The organism is Streptomyces sp. Sge12 (assembly GCF_002080455.1).
Classification (GTDB): Bacteria; Actinomycetota; Actinomycetes; order Streptomycetales; family Streptomycetaceae; genus Streptomyces.
This window is the reverse complement of sequence record NZ_CP020555.1, coordinates 4,118,334-4,134,179: the sequence shown is the minus strand read 5'-3', so window position 1 is coordinate 4,134,179 and position 15,846 is coordinate 4,118,334. Positions and strand designations below refer to the sequence as shown.

General features: G+C 71.0%; 11 protein-coding genes. 5 read left to right on the top strand and 6 right to left on the bottom strand.

The genetic code is table 11. The annotated features are described in order from the left end of the window. Positions 1-51: 51 nt before the first annotated feature. Positions 52-957 carry an LLM class flavin-dependent oxidoreductase gene (locus B6R96_RS18425; RefSeq protein ID WP_081522980.1) on the bottom strand — a complete coding sequence of 302 codons (906 nt, stop codon included), beginning with the start codon at positions 955-957 and terminating at the stop codon, positions 52-54. Between the two features lie 106 nt (positions 958-1,063). Between B6R96_RS18425 and B6R96_RS18420 the strand changes: the two genes are divergently transcribed. Further along, entirely contained in the window at positions 1,064-1,951 is an 888-nt protein-coding gene (locus tag B6R96_RS18420) for a Cof-type HAD-IIB family hydrolase (RefSeq protein WP_053701255.1), read from the top strand. Positions 1,952-1,994: 43 nt separating this feature from the next. Here the strand turns inward: B6R96_RS18420 and B6R96_RS18415 are convergent, their stop codons facing one another. Genes B6R96_RS18415 through B6R96_RS18400 form a run of 4 tightly spaced genes read right to left on the bottom strand, consistent with a single transcriptional unit; the run spans position 1,995 to position 10,017 of the window. Further along, positions 1,995-3,794, bottom strand: a complete 1,800-nt coding sequence (locus B6R96_RS18415) for a sensor histidine kinase (protein ID WP_237291450.1) — start codon at positions 3,792-3,794, stop codon at positions 1,995-1,997. 21 nt (positions 3,795-3,815) lie between these two features. Beyond that, complete coding sequence (gene cydD / locus B6R96_RS18410; RefSeq protein ID WP_081522979.1) at positions 3,816-7,433, bottom strand: thiol reductant ABC exporter subunit CydD; 3,618 nt, start codon at positions 7,431-7,433, stop codon at positions 3,816-3,818. Between the two features lie 58 nt (positions 7,434-7,491). Beyond that, positions 7,492-8,493 carry a cytochrome d ubiquinol oxidase subunit II gene (gene cydB, locus B6R96_RS18405; RefSeq protein ID WP_030383968.1) on the bottom strand — a complete coding sequence of 334 codons (1,002 nt, stop codon included), beginning with the start codon at positions 8,491-8,493 and terminating at the stop codon, positions 7,492-7,494. Between the two features lie 18 nt (positions 8,494-8,511). After that, on the bottom strand, positions 8,512-10,017 hold the full coding sequence (locus tag B6R96_RS18400) for a cytochrome ubiquinol oxidase subunit I (protein WP_030383967.1): 1,506 nt from the start codon (positions 10,015-10,017) through the stop codon (positions 8,512-8,514). 191 nt (positions 10,018-10,208) lie between these two features. On the opposite strand from B6R96_RS18400, the gene B6R96_RS18395 reads away from it, so the two are divergent. Beyond that, complete coding sequence (locus B6R96_RS18395; protein WP_106977413.1) at positions 10,209-10,577, top strand: cyclophilin-like fold protein; 369 nt, start codon at positions 10,209-10,211, stop codon at positions 10,575-10,577. Between the two features lie 123 nt (positions 10,578-10,700). On the opposite strand, the gene hisC is transcribed toward B6R96_RS18395, so the two are convergent. Then, positions 10,701-11,780 carry a histidinol-phosphate transaminase gene (gene hisC, locus B6R96_RS18390; RefSeq protein ID WP_053167484.1) on the bottom strand — a complete coding sequence of 360 codons (1,080 nt, stop codon included), beginning with the start codon at positions 11,778-11,780 and terminating at the stop codon, positions 10,701-10,703. Positions 11,781-12,141: 361 nt separating this feature from the next. Here hisC and B6R96_RS18385 point away from each other — a divergent pair, with 361 nt between their 5' ends. The 3 genes from B6R96_RS18385 (at position 12,142) to B6R96_RS18375 (ending at position 15,816) form a co-directional block, all read left to right on the top strand. Next, the gene (locus tag B6R96_RS18385; RefSeq protein WP_030028209.1) at positions 12,142-13,257 is read left to right on the top strand and encodes a LacI family DNA-binding transcriptional regulator; all 1,116 of its coding nucleotides are present in this window, start codon (positions 12,142-12,144) and stop codon (positions 13,255-13,257) included. Positions 13,258-13,505: 248 nt separating this feature from the next. Next, positions 13,506-14,849, top strand: a complete 1,344-nt coding sequence (locus B6R96_RS18380; RefSeq protein ID WP_081525145.1) for a metallophosphoesterase — start codon at positions 13,506-13,508, stop codon at positions 14,847-14,849. A gap of 148 nt (positions 14,850-14,997) precedes the next feature. Next, the gene (locus tag B6R96_RS18375; RefSeq protein WP_053701252.1) at positions 14,998-15,816 is read left to right on the top strand and encodes a hypothetical protein; all 819 of its coding nucleotides are present in this window, start codon (positions 14,998-15,000) and stop codon (positions 15,814-15,816) included. Positions 15,817-15,846: the final 30 nt, after the last annotated feature.

Here is a 15,846-nt window from a genome sequence, read left to right as displayed (position 1 = left end):
GCCGCTCCCACGGAGGAGCGGCGACGGCCGGTGAAGCGGGCGACCGGTGGATCAGCTGTCGAGCTGAGCCAGGGCTTCGGCGGCGATCTTCTCGAACACGGCCTCGTCGGAAGCGAAGTCGGAGTCCGGGATCGGCGCGTGGATCACCAGCTCCGTGAAGCCCAGCTCGCGGTGCCGGCCGGCGAAGTCGACGAACGCATCCACCGACGCCAGCACGGTGTTGGCCTCGGGGGTGAAGCCGGTCAGGAGGATCTTCTCCACGGACTCGGGATCCCGCCCGATTTCCAGGAAGGCCTTGCCGAGTCGCTCGAGTTGCCCGCGCAGGGCCTCCCGCGACTGCTCGGGCGTGCCCTCCTCGAAGAGCTTCGGGTCGCCGGTGGTCACCCAGGCCTGGCCGTGTCGGGCGGCGAGCCGCATGCCGCGCGGCCCGTTCGCCGCGACGGCGAACGGCAGCCGCGGCCGCTGCACGCAGCCGGGGATGTTGCGGGCCTCCTCGGCGGAGTAGAAGGTGCCCTCGTGGCTCACCGAGCTCTCGGTCAGTAGCTGGTCCAGCAGCGGCACGAACTCGGCGAGGCGGTCGGCGCGCTCACGCGGGGACCAGGCCTCCTGGCCCAGCGCTGTCGCGTCGAATCCATTGCCGCCGGCGCCGATGCCCAGGGTGATCCGTCCGCCGGAGATGTCGTCCAGGCTGATGAGGTCCTTGGCGAGGGTCACCGGGTGACGGAAGTTCGGCGAGGTGACGAGGGTGCCCAGGCGCATCCGCTCGGTGGCGGTGGCCGCCGCGGTCAGCGTGGGTACCGCACCGAACCAGGGGCCGTCGCGGAACGTCCGCCAGGACAGGTGGTCATAGGTGTAAGCGGTGTGGAATCCGAGCTGCTCAGCCCGGAGCCACTGATCGCGGCCTCCCTCGTGCCATCGACGTACCGGAAGGATCACCGTGCTCAGACGCAGACTCATGCTCCGAGCCTACGGCGAGCCGATGTTTCACGTGAAACACGGTGTTTCACGTGAAACATCGCCCGAGGTGACAGCCCTCCCTCCCATGGTCGGGACGCCACCGGCCATGGGCGAAGATGGAGCCGTGACCTCGGCTCCCCAGCGCCCGGACGGGCCAACCCCCACGCCCCGGCTCATCGCCACCGACCTCGACGGCACCCTGCTGCGCGACGACAAGTCCGTCTCGCCCCGCACCGTCGCCGCGCTCGCCGCTGCCGAGGAGGCCGGGATCGAGGTCTTCTTCGTCACCGGCCGCCCGGCCCGCTGGATGGATGTGGTCAGCGACCATGTCCACGGCCACGGCCTCGCGATCTGCGCGAATGGCGCGGCGGTGGTGGATCTGCACGCCGGACGGGAATTCGTCCAGGTCAGGGCCCTCCCGCGGGTGGCCGCACTCGCCGTCGTCGATTCCCTGCGGGCTGCCGCCCCCGGTACTTCCTTCGCGGTCGAGCTGACCACCGGCATCAACTACGAACCCGCCTACCCGCCCTTCTTCAAGGACCCGGGCGCCAGAGTCGCCACCGCCGAGAAGCTGCTCCACGAGGACACGGACGAAGACGCCGCGCCCGTGCTCAAGCTCCTGGCCCACCACGCCGAGCTGGCCCCGGACGAGTTCCTGGCACTGGCACGCTCCGCCGCGGGCGAGCACGCGTCGATCACCCGCTCCAGTCCCACCTCCCTCTTGGAAGTCAGCGGACGGGGCGTGTCCAAGGCCAGCACCCTGGCCCTGTGCTGCGCCGAGCGGGGCATTTCCCCCGCCGAGGTCGTCGCCTTCGGGGACATGCCGAACGACGTGGAAATGCTCAGCTGGGCGGGCACCTCGTACGCGATGGGCAATGCCCACCCCGATGTGATCGCGGCGGCGTCCGGCAGTACGGTCGCCAACAACGAGGACGGGGTCGCCCTCGTCATCGAGCGCATCCTGGCCGAACGGACCGCGCAGCAGCAGGCCTGAGAACCTGCCGGCGGGCCTGATCAGGCCTGGCCGGCGGACCGGCTCAGGCCTGGCCGGCAGGCTGGAGCGGGGCCTCCCACACCACGGTGGTCCCGCCGCCGCCCTCCCCGATGCCGGGGCCGTACGAACTCGAACCGCCCAGCGACTCGGCCCGGCGGCGCAGGTTGCGCAGTCCACTGCGGCGGCCGCCCTCGGCGATGCCCACCCCGTCGTCGGCGACCTCCAGCCGGACCCCGGGACGGCCGTCCGCGAGCGTGACGGTCGCGTCGAGCACCACCTCGATCCGGGTCGCCTCGGCGTGGCGGAAGGCGTTGGACAGGGCCTCCCGGAGTGCGGCGATCAGGTTCTTGCCGACCAGCTCGCCGACGACCGCGTCGATCGGCCCGAGGAAGCGGTGCGCAGGCTTGAACCCCAGCGGCACGGCAGCCATGTTGATCTCCCGCAGCACCCGGGTGCGCAGCCCGGACGGGGCCTCCGCGGGGCCCTGCTGGAGGGCGAAGATCGCGGTGCGGATCTCCTGGATCGTCACGTCCAGTTCGTCCACGGCCTTGCCCACGCCGTCGCGCACCTCGGGGACGACGGACCGGCGTTGGGCGCCCTCCAGCATCATCCCGGTGGCGAAGAGCCGCTGGATGACCAGGTCGTGGAGGTCGCGGGCGATCCGGTCGCGGTCCTCGAACACCGCCAGCCGTTCGCGGTCGCGCTGTGCCTCGGCCATCATCAGGGCGAGCGCCGCCTGGGAGGCGAACTGCGTGGCCAGTGTCCGCTCGGCCTCGGTGAAGGGCCGCCCGCCGCGGGCCCGGGGGGTGACCAGTGCGCCCAGGACCCGCCCGCCGCTCTGCAGGGGCACCAGCATGCAGGGGCCGTACTGGCTGGTGAGCTTGCTGATCATGCGGGGGTCGGCCGCCGCGTCGTCCACGAAGACCGGCTCGCCCTCCAGCAGCCGTTCCACCACCGGGCTCTCGGCCGGGAGCACCACACCCAGCGAGCTGGCCGGGTTGTCGGTGGAGACGGCGACGATCTCCATGCCGCCCTCCTCGGCCGGCAGCATCACGATCCCGGCGGCGGAGTCGGCCAGCCGGCGGGCCTGTTCGGCCACCACCGCGAGGGCGTCGTCGGCGTCCCCGCCGGAGAGGAGGGCGGTGGTGACGGCGACCGAGCCGTCGATCCACCGCTCGCGCTGGGTGGCGGCCTCGTACAGCCGGGCGTTTCCGATGGCGATGCCGGCCTCGGTGGCCAGCACCCGGACCATGTGGAGGTCGTAGTCGTTGAACTCGCCGCCGCCGTTCTTCTCGGCGAGGTAGAGATTGCCGAAGATCTCTCCCTGCACCCGGATCGGCACGCCGAGGAAGGTCTTCATGGGCGGGTGGTGCGGGGGGAACCCCGCCGAGCGGGGGTCCTTCGTCAGATCGGCCAGCCGCACCGTGTCGGAGTGCGCGATCAGCGCTCCGAGCAGTCCCCGCTTCCCGTCGGGGCGGTGTCCGATCTTCCGGGCATCAGCGGAGCTGATCCCGTGCGTGACGAAGTCCGAGAGCCCTCGGCCCTCGGTGTCGACGACGCCGATCGCCGCGTAGCGGGCATCCGCGAGCTCGGCCGCGGTCTCACAGATCCGGTCCAGCGTGGAGTGCAGTTCGAGACCGGTCCCGACGGACCTCATGGCCTCCAGCAGCTGCGGGACACGGGCCGTGAGCTCGGTGGACAGGCCGTGCAGGCTCCTGGTGGCCTGCGTGGCGGCCACCAGCGGGTCCGGTTGTCCGGCCGTTTCCGACGACGGATCCGGCGAGGGTTCCGCCGATGGACCCGGCGAGGGATCCGGCGATTCCTGCGGCTGCTGCGCTGACATGGTCCTGAGAGTAGTTAGTCCCTATTGGCGGCGAAAGTTGGCCAAAGTCCCGTCCGTTGCCCTTTCGCGCTCCAGCAGCCGCCTCAGCGGTCCTTCGGAGACGGCCAGCTCCGCGTACGGGCCGCGCTGAACGACCTCGCCGCGGTCCAGCACGAGGACCTCGTCGACCGCCTCCAGGCCGGCCAGCCGGTGCGTGATCAGCACGGTGGTCCGGCCCTCGGTCGCGGCCAGCAGGTCCGCCGTCAGGGCGTCCGCCGTGGCCAGGTCCAGATGCTCCGCCGGCTCGTCCAGCACCAGTACGGGGAAGTCCGCGAGCAGCGCCCGCGCCAGCGCCAGCCGCTGGCGCTGGCCACCCGAGATCCGCTCACCGTGCTCGCCGACCAGCGTGTCCAGCCCGTCCGGGAGCCCGTCGGCCCATTCCAGCAGCCGGGCCGCGGCCAGGGCTTCGCGCAACTGCTCCTCGCTCGCCCCGGTCCGGGCCAGGCGCAGGTTCTCCCGTACCGAGCTGTCGAAGATATGGGCGTCCTGGGCGCACAGGCCCACGAAGGCGCGTACGTCGTCGCCGTCGAGGGTGCGCGCGTCGCTTCCGCCCAGGCTGTATGTGCCCTCGGCCGGATCCAGGAACCGCAGGAGGACCTGCGCCAGGGTGGTCTTGCCCGAGCCCGAGGGTCCGACGACGGCGATGCGGCGGCCGGCCTCCAGGGTCAGGTTCATGTCCCGCAGCGCGGCACGTTCCTGGCCCGGGTGGCGGGCGGTGAGTCCCGTCAGCCGCAGCGGGAACGGCGTGACGGGGGACGCGGCTGCCTGCTCGGGCTCGACGACCGGGACCGGCGCGTCGATGACCTCGTAGACCCGCTCCGCGCTGCGGCGCACCCGCTGGCGGTACTGGACGGCGAGCGGAAGTCCGTTCACCGCCTCGAAGGCGGCCAGCGGCGTCAGGACCGCGACGGCCATGGCCACCCCGGAAAGCCGTCCGTCGTGGACGGCGCCGGCAGCGACGGCCGCCGCGGCCACCACGGTGAGCCCGCACACCAGGGCCGACAGGCCACTGCCCAGTCCGGCCGCGGCCGAGCCCCTGGCGGCGATCCGGGTCAGCAGGCCATCACTCTCCCGCGCCCGTCCCTTGCGGTCCTCCAGAGCGCCGGCCACCGTCAGCTCCGCGGTGCCCGTGAGCAGATCGGCCACCCGGGTGGCGAGCTCGCCCCGGGCGGGCGCGAGCCTGCGCTCGGCGCGCCGGGCACAGGCTCCGCTCACCAGCGGTACCCCGATACCGGCGGCGAGCAGTCCGCCGGCGAGCACGGCTCCGGCCTCGGGCAGCAGCCAGGTGGTGAAGGCGACCGAGCCCGTTCCGACGAGCACGGCGGTGCCGACGGGCAGCAGCCAGCGCAGCCAGTAGTCCTGGAGCGCGTCGGCGTCGGCCACCAGCCGGGCCAGCAGGTCCCCGCGCCGGTGCTCGCGCAGTCCGGCGGGCGCGATGCGCTCCAGTCGGCGGTACACGGAGACCCGCAGGTCGGCGAGCATGCGCAGCACGGCATCGTGGGAGACGAGCCGCTCGGCGTACCGGAAGACGGCGCGGCCCATGCCGAAGGCCCGGGTGGCCGTGACGGCCACCATCAGGTAGAGAACGGGCGGCTGTTCCGAGGCGCGTGAGATCAGCCAGCCCGACACGGCCATCAGGCCGACGCTGCATCCGACGGCCAGCGCCCCGAGCAACAGCCCGAGCCGGAACCTTCCTTGCCAGGCCCGCGCGACGGCCCGCACCCGGCGCAGCGGGTCGTCCGCCGCGGCGGAGCCGGCAGCTCCCGCACCGGCCGGGCCCGATCCCGCCCCGCCTCCGGGCCGCACCCGCTCGGGAGCGGTACCGAGGATCCACTCGCCGGCATCCGGAACACGCTCACCGGCCGTATCGGGGGACAGGAGCCCGGCGCCGACCGCGGAGGCGCCGCGGCGGGGGAGTGGCCGCCCGGCCGACGTCCCCGAGGACGCCCCGGGGCCGTCGCCGGCAGCCAGCGACACCACGCGGTCCGCGACGGCGAGCAGCGCCGGCCGGTGCACGACCAGCAGGACGGTCCGCCCCACGGAAAGCCGCCGGACCGCATCCACGATCCCTGCCTCGGTCTCGCCGTCGAGAGCCGCGGTCGGCTCGTCCAGCAGCAGCACGGGCCGGTCCGCCAGGAACGCGCGCGCCAGGGCCAGCCGCTGCCGCTGTCCGGCGGACAGTCCCACACCGCCCTCGCCCAGCGGGGTCTGCGCCCCGTTCGGCAGGGCGCTGACGAACTCCCAGGCTCCGGCGTCCTTCAACGCCGCGGCCACATCGGCGTCGGACGCGTCCGTGCGGGCCAACCGGACGTTCTCGGCGATCGTCCCGGCGAACAGGTGCGGGCGCTGGGGCACCCAGGCGATCCGGTCCCGCCAGTGCTCCTGCGACAGCTCGGCCAGATCCACCCCCGCGACCCGTACCCGCCCGGTGGTCGGCGTCACGAACCCCAGCAGTACCTGGAGCAGAGTCGACTTGCCCGCTCCGCTCGGGCCCGTGAGGGCCACGCACTCCCCCGGCCCGACCGTCAGGGAGACGGGCCCCGGGGAGTCCTCGCCCCGGCCCTCGTAGCGGACGGCGATCTCCTCGATCTCGATCCGCAGGGGTACGCCGGCCGGCAGCTCGGCCGTACCGGCCGGGCCGGTGGCGGGGGTCTCCAGGACCTCGAAGATCTCCTCGGCAGCCGCCAGCCCTTCCGCGGCTGCGTGGTACTGGGCGCCGACCTGGCGCAGCGGCAGGTACGCCTCGGGCGCCAGGATCAGGATGACCAGGCCGGTGTACAGGTCCAGTTCGCCGTGGACCAGCCGCATGCCGATCGTCACGGCCACCAGGGCCACCGACAGGGTCGCCAGCAGCTCCAGCGCGAAGGAGGAGAGGAAGGCGATGCGCAGCGTGCGCATCGTCGCGCGCCGGTAGTCGTCGGTGATCTTGCGGATGGACTCGGCCTGGGCCTTGGCCCGGCCGAAGACCTTCAGGGTGGGAAGACCGGCCACCACGTCGAGGAAGTGCCCCGACAGCCGGGACAGCAACCGCCACTGGCGGTCCATCCGGGACTGGGTGGCCATACCGATGAGGATCATGAACACCGGGATCAGCGGCAGCGTCACCACGATGATGGCCGCCGAGACCCAGTCCTCGGTGACGATACGGGCGAGCACCGCCACCGGCACGACCACTGCCAGCCCCAGCTGGGGCAGGTAGCGGGAGAAGTAGTCGTCGAGCGCGTCCACCCCGCGGGTGGCCAGTGACACCAGTGATCCGGTCCGCTGCCCGGTCAGCCACCCGGGTCCGAGCTCCGCGGCCCGCTCCAGCAGCCTGCCCCGCAGCTCGGACTTGACCGCCGCGCCGGCCCGGTGCGCGGCCAGTTCCGTCAGCCAGGCGACCAATCCGCGCCCGAGCGCCACGGCCGCGAGCAGCAGCAGTGGCGTGCGGAGCGCCGGGCCGTCGAGCCCCCGCTCGAAGGCTCCGACCACGATCTCGGCGATCAGCATCGCCTGACCGACGACCAGCCCCGCCCCGGCAAGACCCAGGGCCACCACCGCCCCCAGGAAGAGGCGGGTGGACCGGGCGTACCGGAGCAGGCGCGGGTCGATCGGTTTCACGTGAAACATCCCCTCGGGGAGGTCAGCCGGACAGGCGGGTCATGCGTCGCGAGAGGACTCAGTGCACGTCGACGATGTGCTGCGTCCCGATCCGCTTGCGGAACACCCAGTACGTCCAGCCCTGGTAGAGCAGGACGAGCGGGGTGGCCACGGCCGCACACCAGGTCATGATCTTCAGGGTGTAAGGGCTGGACGAGGCGTTGGTGACCGTGAGGTTCCAGGCGTCGTTCAGCGAGGACGGCATGACGTTCGGGAAGAGCGTGAGGAAGAGCATCGCGACGGCCGCCGCGATGGTGACCCCGGAGAGTGCGAACGACCAGCCCTCGCGCCCGGCCAGGTTGAAGCCGAGTGCCGCCACCAGCGCCAGCACCGCGACGACCATCGCGATCAGGCTCGTGCCGTCGCCGCGCGAGACCTGGGTCCAGATCAGGAAGACCAGGGCCAGGACGGCGGTGACGACACCCAGCCGGGTCGCCAGCTTCCGCGAGCGGTCCCGGATGTCACCGACGGTCTTGAGCGAGGTGAAGACCGCGCCGTGGAAGGTGAACAGGGTGAGGGTGACCAGTCCGCCGAGGATCGAGTAGACGTTCAGCAGGTCGAGGAAGCTGCCGACGTACTCCATGTTCTCGTCGATCTTGACGCCGCGCACGATGTTGGCGAAGGCGACACCCCACAGGAACGCGGGGATCAGCGAGGTCCAGAAGATCGCGTGTTCCCAGTTGGTCTGCCAGCGGTCCTCGGAGCGCTTGTGGCGGTACTCGAAGGCGACGCCACGAATGATGAGGCAGACCAGGATGATCAGCAGCGGCAGGTAGAAGCCCGAGAAGAGGGTGGCGTACCACTCGGGGAAGGCGGCGAAGGTGGCTCCGCCCGCGGTGAGCAGCCAGACCTCGTTGCCGTCCCACACGGGCCCGATCGTGTTGATCAGGACCCGCTTCTCCGTACGGTCGCGGGCGAGCAGCTTGGTGAGTACGCCGACTCCGAAGTCGAAGCCCTCCAGGAAGAAGTAGCCGGTCCACAGGACGGCGATGAGTACGAACCAGACATCGTGGAGTTGCATGGTGTGCGCTCCTCGGCCTCAGTACGAGAAGGCCATCGGCCGGTCGGGGTTCTTGTCGTCCCCGCCGATCTTGGTGGGCGGGTTCAGGTCTGCCTCGGTGAGTTCGGGCGGTCCGGCCTTGACGTACTTGACGAGGAGCTTGACCTCGATCACGGCCAGCACGGCGTACAGCAGCGTGAAGCCGATCATCGAGGTGAGCACCTCCGCCTGTGAGACGTGCGGCGAGACCGCGTCCCGGGTGCGCAGGACCCCGTAGACCACCCAGGGCTGGCGGCCCATCTCGGTGAAGATCCAGCCCCAGGAGTTGGCGATCAGCGGGAAGCCCATCGTCCAGAGCGCGACGATCCAGTACAGGTTGGTGAACTTCCGGCTCAGCGGCTTCTTGAAGAGCACCAGGTGCGGGACCTCGTCCTCCCCGGTGCGCAGCTGCGCGGGCAGCAGGAACCGCTTGCGGGTCAGCCACAGCCCCAGTGCCCCGACACCGACGGAGGCCATGCCGAAGCCGATCATCCAGCGGAAGCCCCAGTAGGCGACCGGGATATTGGGCCGGTAGTCGCCGGGACCGTACTTCTCCTGCTCGGCCTTGTTCACGTCGTTGATGCCGGGGACGAAGGAGGTGAAGTCGTCGTTGGCCAGGAACGAGAGCAGGCCGGGAATCTCTATGGCCACCTTGTTGTGGCCCTTGTCGACGTCGCCGTAGGCGAATACGGAGAAGGGCGCGGGCGCCTCGCCGTCCCACAGCGCTTCCGCGGCGGCCATCTTCATGGGCTGCTGCTTGTACATCACCTTGCCGAGCAGGTCACCGCTGATCGCCGTGCCCATGCCGGCAATGATCATGACGATCAGGCCGAGTCGCAGCGAGCTCCGCATCACGGGGACGTGCTTCTTGCGCGCCAGGTGGTAGGCGGAGATCCCCGCCATGAACGCGCCGCCGACCAGGAAGGCGGCCGTGATGGTGTGGAAGAACTGGGTGAGCGCGGTGTTCTGGGTCAGGACGAGCCAGAAGTCGGTGAGCTCGGCGCGGCCCCGCTCCTCGTTGATCCGGTACCCGACCGGGTGCTGCATCCAGGAATTGGCCGCCAGGATGAAATAGGCGGACAGGACGGTGCCGATGGACACCATCCAGATGCAGGCGAGGTGGATCTTCTTCGGCAGCTTGTCCCAGCCGAAGATCCACAGGCCGATGAAGGTCGACTCGAAGAAGAAGGCGATCAGCGCCTCGAAGGCGAGGGGAGCCCCGAAGATGTCGCCGACGAATCGCGAGTAGTCGGACCAGTTCATGCCGAACTGGAACTCCTGGACGATGCCGGTGACGACACCCATCGCGATATTGATCAAGAAAAGCTTGCCCCAGAACTTCGTGGCCCTGAGGTACTTCTCCTTCTCAGTGCGCACCCATGCCGTCTGCAAGCCGGCCGTGAGCGCGGCGAGCGAGATCGTCAAAGGCACGAAGAGGAAGTGATAGACGGTGGTGATGCCGAACTGCCATCGCGCCAGAGTCTCCGGCGCCAAAGCTAGGTCCACGTCCTCGTCTCCTTCGGGTCGCCGTGGTCACAGCCGCAGTTTGCCTGCCGTGTCCCACGCAATACGGGAGTAAGTAGGACACGCTTGTGAACGCGTTCACATTCACAAGCATTATGTCGTACCACTCTCGGCCACCTTCGGGCGGGGTACCCCTCTAGCCAATCGATTCAACAGATTGTTGAATGCGGCTCATGCAGATACGAATCTCGTGGCCCGCGGGCCAGCTCACCGCAACCCTCGAAGAGACCCCGACCAGCAAGGCGCTGGCCGAGGCCCTTCCGATTTCCGCCTCCGCCAACACCTGGGGCGAGGAGGTCTACTTCGACACCGGCGTCTCCGTCGCCCTGGAGGACGACGCACGGCAGGTCGTCGATCCGGGCACGGTCGCGTTCTGGACCGAGGGCGACGCTCTGGCGCTGCCCTACGGCCCCACTCCCATCTCACGCGGGGGCGAGAGCCGCCTGGCGAGCCCGTGCAACGTACTGGGCTCCTTCGACGGCGACCCCCGCCTGCTGTCCACCGTCCGCGACGGCGATCCCGTCCGCGTGGAACTCGCCTGAGCCTGCGAAACGGTCCGGCCGGCAGGACATACCCGGCGGCCACAGCGGCCACAACGGCTCCGAAACCGCCCGGAGCCACCGGAGCTGCCGCAGCTGCCGCAGCTGCCAGAGCTGCCAGAGCTGCTAGAGCTCCTTGAAGAACGCCTCCGCCGTGTGCAGGAAGAGGTCGTTCGCCTCGGTCTCACCGATCGTGACCCGCAGGCCCTCGCCCGCGAAGGGCCGGACCACCACACCGGCCTTCTCGCAGGCCTGCGCGAACTCGGCGGTCCGCTCCCCCAGCCGCATCCACACGAAGTTCGCCTGCGTGTCCGGCACCGTCCAGCCCTGGGCGACCAGCGTCTCGTGGACCCGCGTGCGCTCGCTCACCAGCGCCCCGACGCGGCCCATCAGCTCGTCCTCGGCTCGCAGCGAGGCCACCGCCGCGTCCTGCGCGAGCTGGCTGACACCGAAGGGCATCGCCGTCTTGCGCAGGGCCGCCGCCACCGGCTCGTGGGCCACCGCGAAGCCGACCCGCAGACCGGCGAGCCCGTACGCCTTGGAGAAGGTGCGCAGCACGGCGACGTTCGGGCGCCGGCGGTAGAGCTCGATGCCGTCCGGTACGTCCGTGTCGCGGACGAACTCGCGGTAGGCCTCGTCCAGGACCACCAGGACGTCCGAGGGCACCTGGTCCAGGAAGCGCTCCAGCTCGGCGCGGCGCACGGCCGTGCCGGTGGGGTTGTTCGGGTTGCAGACGAAGATCAGCCGGGTCCGGTCGGTGATCGCGGCGGCCATCGCGTCGAGGTCGTGCACGTCGCCGTCGGTCAGCGGAACCTGCACGGAGGTCGCGCCCGCGATCTGCGTGAGGATCGGGTACGCCTCGAAGGAGCGCCAGGCGTAGATCACCTCGTCGCCGGGGCCGGCCGTCGCCTGGATCAGCGACTGGGCCACACCGACCGAGCCGGTGCCCGTGGCGATGTGCTCGACCGGCACTCCGAAGCGCTCCGCGAGCTCGTTCACAAGGCCGGTGCAGGCCATGTCGGGGTACCGGTTGAAGTTCCCGGCGGCCGCGACCGCGGTCTCCAGCACGCCCGACAGCGGCGGGTACGGGTTCTCGTTCGAGGACAGCTTGTACGCGACCGGCCCTCCGGCAGCAGCCGGCTTGCCGGGCTTGTATGTCGGAATGCCGTCCAGCTCGGCGCGCAGCTTCGGGCTCTTCTCGCTCACCGCAGGTCCTCCTCGACCGTCCCGTACGACGTCGCCGTCGACTCAATACTGCTCACCTTATGAGGATTCCGCCGTTCCGAGAATGGGGGCGCCTGGAATGCGGGGGAGCGCGCGCATATATGCGCGCGCCGGTGGCCTGCGCCGTGGCGCGCATCCCTCGTGCAGGTGAGTTGCGACCGGCCCGAGATCGCATCGTTTTGGCATGCCCGGACCCGACGACAAGCCCCACCCTCACCCTGAGCGACGAAAAGCCTTCATTTCCAAGGTCATTGGGGGTGGCGAACCATGCAGAAACGTGCCTGTCAACGCGTGCATATGCACCCGGACCACCCTCCCCACCGAGCCCTACTATCGGCTCGCCATGACAGCAGCAGGGAAGCATCAGGTGAGCCGGACCGAGACCACCCGGCGGGCCGCCGGCCGACAGGGCCGGGCAGGCATCAGGGACGTGGCCGCCGCGGCGGGCGTCTCCATCACAACCGTCTCCGACGCGCTCAATGGCAAGGGACGGCTGCCCGACGCCACCCGCCGCCACGTTCGCGAGGTGGCCGACCGCCTGGGCTACCGCCCGTCGGCCGCCGCCCGCACCCTCCGTACCGGCAAGTCCGGCCTCATCGGCCTGACCGTGACCACGTACGGGGATGAACCTTTCACCTTCACCGAATTCGCCTACTTCGCCGAGATGGCCAGGGCCGCCACCTCCGCCGCGCTCGCCCGCGGCTACGCCCTGGTCATCCTCCCCGCCACCTCCCGCCACGACGTGTGGTCCAACGTCGCCCTCGACGGCACCGTCGTCATCGACCCCTCCGACCACGATCCCGTCGTCACCGAACTGGTCCGCCAAGGCCTGCCCGTGGTCTCCGACGGCCGCCCCGCAGGCTCCCTCCCCGTCACCGCCTGGGTCGACAACGACCACGAGGCCGCCGTACTCGGCCTCCTCGACCACCTCGCCGCCGCCGGCGCCCGCCGGATCGGGCTGCTGACCGGGACCACCACCGACACCTACACCCGGCTCTCCACCACCGCCTACCTGAACTGGTGCGAGCGCGTCGGCCAAGACCCCGTCTACGAGTCCTACCCCGCCCACGACCCCTGCGCGGGCGCCGTGGCCGCCGACCGGCTCCTCGCCCGCCCCGACCGACCCGACGCGGTCTACGGGCTCTTCGACCCCAACGGCACCGATCTGCTCGCCGCCGCCCGGCGCTACGGCCTGCGCGTCCCCGAGGACCTGCTGCTCGTGTGCTGCAGCGAGTCCACCGTCTACGCCAACACCGAACCGCCCATCACCACCCTGTCCCTCAAACCGCGCCGCATCGGCACCGCCGTGGTGCAGCTGCTCATCGACGCGATCGAGGGAGTGGACACCGGGCGACCCGTCGAACAGGTCGTCCCGACCGAGCTCATCATCCGTACGTCGTCGCAGCGCAGGCAGCCACGCACGACCGTCAGCCCGCCCCGTTCTCCGGCACAGGACTGACCGACAGACCGTCCGGTCGGCCTGTCGAAGGGCCGACCGAGGACAGTCCGACCACCGACCAAGGACCGGCCGAGGATTTCAGCAACACCGATATCGGGAGAAAGCGGTAGGAACGATCGGCTCCGCACAGGATTCACCACCCCTGGTGCGTCACAGAGCGCGAGCCGCATTCCTATGATGGGCGCACGACATCACGGACCCTCCTCCTCGGAGGTCAGGAGGGTCCGCAGGTGTACGGCAGCGCGACGGTGGTGGAGGGGTCGATGACTCAGGGGGCCGGTCAGGGACCCGCGATGCGGACGGACACGCTGCGGGACTTCCGGGTTCCAGTCACCGAGCCCGCCCTGCATGCCGTAGCCACCGGGCTGCCCGACGCACCGCCCGTCTACGGCGAGTACCCGGCGTACTACGAGAGCGGCGCCGCGCCCAGCGTGCCGCCGCAGCCGGGCTACCCGCCGCAGGCGCCCGCGCACCAGCCGGCCGCACACCTGCCGGCCGCGCCGCACCCGGCCGCGCCGCAGCCGACCGCACCGCCGCAGTCGGCCGCACCGCAGCCCGCCGCGCCGCAGGCCCCGTACCCGGACGCACACGCCCACGTGCGCCCCGACGTCGAACCGGCGCACGCGATGACCGAGGCCCCCGACGAGGAGGAGCCGGAGGGCTACACGCCGACCTACCGGGACCTGCCCGTCATCGGCCGCGGCGCGCTCGGCGGCCCCGGCGACACCGTCCAGGTCCAGTACGTGCCCCAGGACCAGACCGCCGGCCCCGGCCCGCTCTACGTCGTCGGAGACGTCCACGGCTACCTCGACGAGCTCGTCACCGAACTCCAGGCCCAGGGCCTGATCGACGCCGAGCGCCGCTGGTCCGCCGGCAACGCCCGGCTCTGGTTCCTCGGCGACTTCACCGACCGCGGCCCCGACGGCATCGGCGTCATCGACCTCGTCATGCGGCTGTCCGCCGAGGCCGCCGCCGCCGGCGGCTACTGCAAGGCCCTCATGGGCAACCACGAGTTGCTGCTCATCGGCGCCAAGCGGTTCGGCGACACCCCGGTGGTCTCCGGAGCCGGCACCGCCACCTTCCAGGCCGCCTGGCTCCTCAACGGGGGCCAGCGCACCGACATGGAGCGCCTGCAGGACGTCCACCTCCAGTGGATGTCGCGGCTGGACGCGGCCGTCCTGGAGGAGGGCCACCTGCTGCTGCACTCCGACACCACGGCCTACCTCGACTACGGCGACTCGATCGAGGACGTCAACGACACCATCCACGAGCTCCTCAACCGCGGCGACGCCGACATCACCTGGGACCTCTTCCGGAAGTTCACCAAGCGCTTCGCCTTCCGCGACGAGGGCACCGGCCCGGCGGCCGTCCGCGAACTGCTCGACACCTACGGCGGCAGCCGCGTCGTCCACGGGCACAGCCCGATCCCCTACCTGCTCGGCGAGGTGGGCACGGAGGACGGCGACGAGTCCCGCGGCCCCGAGGCCGTGGACGGCCCGCACGTGTACGCGGAAGGGCTCGCCATCGCCATGGACGGCGGCGTGACAATGGCAGGCAAACTGCTTGTCGTACAACTCCCCCTGAGCGACTGAGAGCTTACGGAGAGGGGTATTTCCGGAAAGCCCCTGTCACGGCGTGGCGTGGGCGCTCTACCATCGCTCTATCCGTAGCAGGCTCTCCTCCGTTTGTGCCGGCGCCCGGGTCTACGCGGGCATACCGGCTTCTACGGAGCATCGGGGGATGCACATGACCAGCGCTCCGCACCTGCTGACCGAAGACCGGCCGGAGTTCGATCGGCTCGTCGACGAGGCGCTGCGCGCCGCGCACGAGCGGCCCGAACTCGCCACGCTCGGCGAACGGCTGAATGCCGAACAGCTGCGCACCATGGCCCAGGGGGCCAGCGCCCTGCTGGCGGCCGCGGCCGCCGCCGAGTACGTCCACTACGTGAAGGTCCGTGAGGAACGGCGTGACGAGGTACTGACCGCGCCCGCCACGACGGCGGACGAGGACGGCGGGCTGGGCAGCGGGGGCGGCGCGGGCATCAGCGCCGTGGTCGCGGTCCTCGCGCCCGTGCTCGCGGGCACCGCCATGCTGATCTTCCTGCTCGTCGGCTACATCCTGAAGATGATCGAGCCCGAACCGGCCTTCGCCGAAACCATGCTGACGGCGGGTTGGCTCTTCGGCGGGCTCACCGCGGCCGCCCTGCTCTTCGCGGTGATCGGACTGCTGGTGACGGCCGTCCGCAACAGCGCGACCGAGGTGGTCGCGGACGAGACCGAGGCGATACCCGACGAGGTCGCCCGGGCCCGGGAGGCCTGGCGGCACGCCCTTCTGGAGCGCGGCATCATGCCCTTCCTGCGGGACGCACTGGCCGACCCGAGTGCGGGCCCGGGCTTTCCCACCCCCCGCACCCCGGCGGCGGGGCGGATCCCCAACCTGGGCTACAGCCGGCCCGACTTCACGAGCCCGGGCTCCCCGTCGGAGACCCCGCGGCCCGGATACACGCCTCCGGACTTCACGAGCCCGGACTTCGGCGGCCCGGAGCACGAACGGGACTGACGCGGAGCGCGGTCACCGCCCGCGCGCCCC

Coding starts and splice junctions, on each gene's coding strand:
- B6R96_RS18425 (WP_081522980.1), bottom strand. CDS start 957: ATGAGTCTGCGTCTGAGCACGGTGATCCTTCCGGTACGTCGATGGCAC.
- B6R96_RS18420 (WP_053701255.1), top strand. CDS start 1,064: ATGGGCGAAGATGGAGCCGTGACCTCGGCTCCCCAGCGCCCGGACGGG.
- B6R96_RS18415 (WP_237291450.1), bottom strand. CDS start 3,794: ATGTCAGCGCAGCAGCCGCAGGAATCGCCGGATCCCTCGCCGGGTCCA.
- cydB (WP_030383968.1), bottom strand. CDS start 8,493: ATGCAACTCCACGATGTCTGGTTCGTACTCATCGCCGTCCTGTGGACC.
- B6R96_RS18395 (WP_106977413.1), top strand. CDS start 10,209: ATGCAGATACGAATCTCGTGGCCCGCGGGCCAGCTCACCGCAACCCTC.
- B6R96_RS18385 (WP_030028209.1), top strand. CDS start 12,142: ATGACAGCAGCAGGGAAGCATCAGGTGAGCCGGACCGAGACCACCCGG.
- B6R96_RS18375 (WP_053701252.1), top strand. CDS start 14,998: ATGCACATGACCAGCGCTCCGCACCTGCTGACCGAAGACCGGCCGGAG.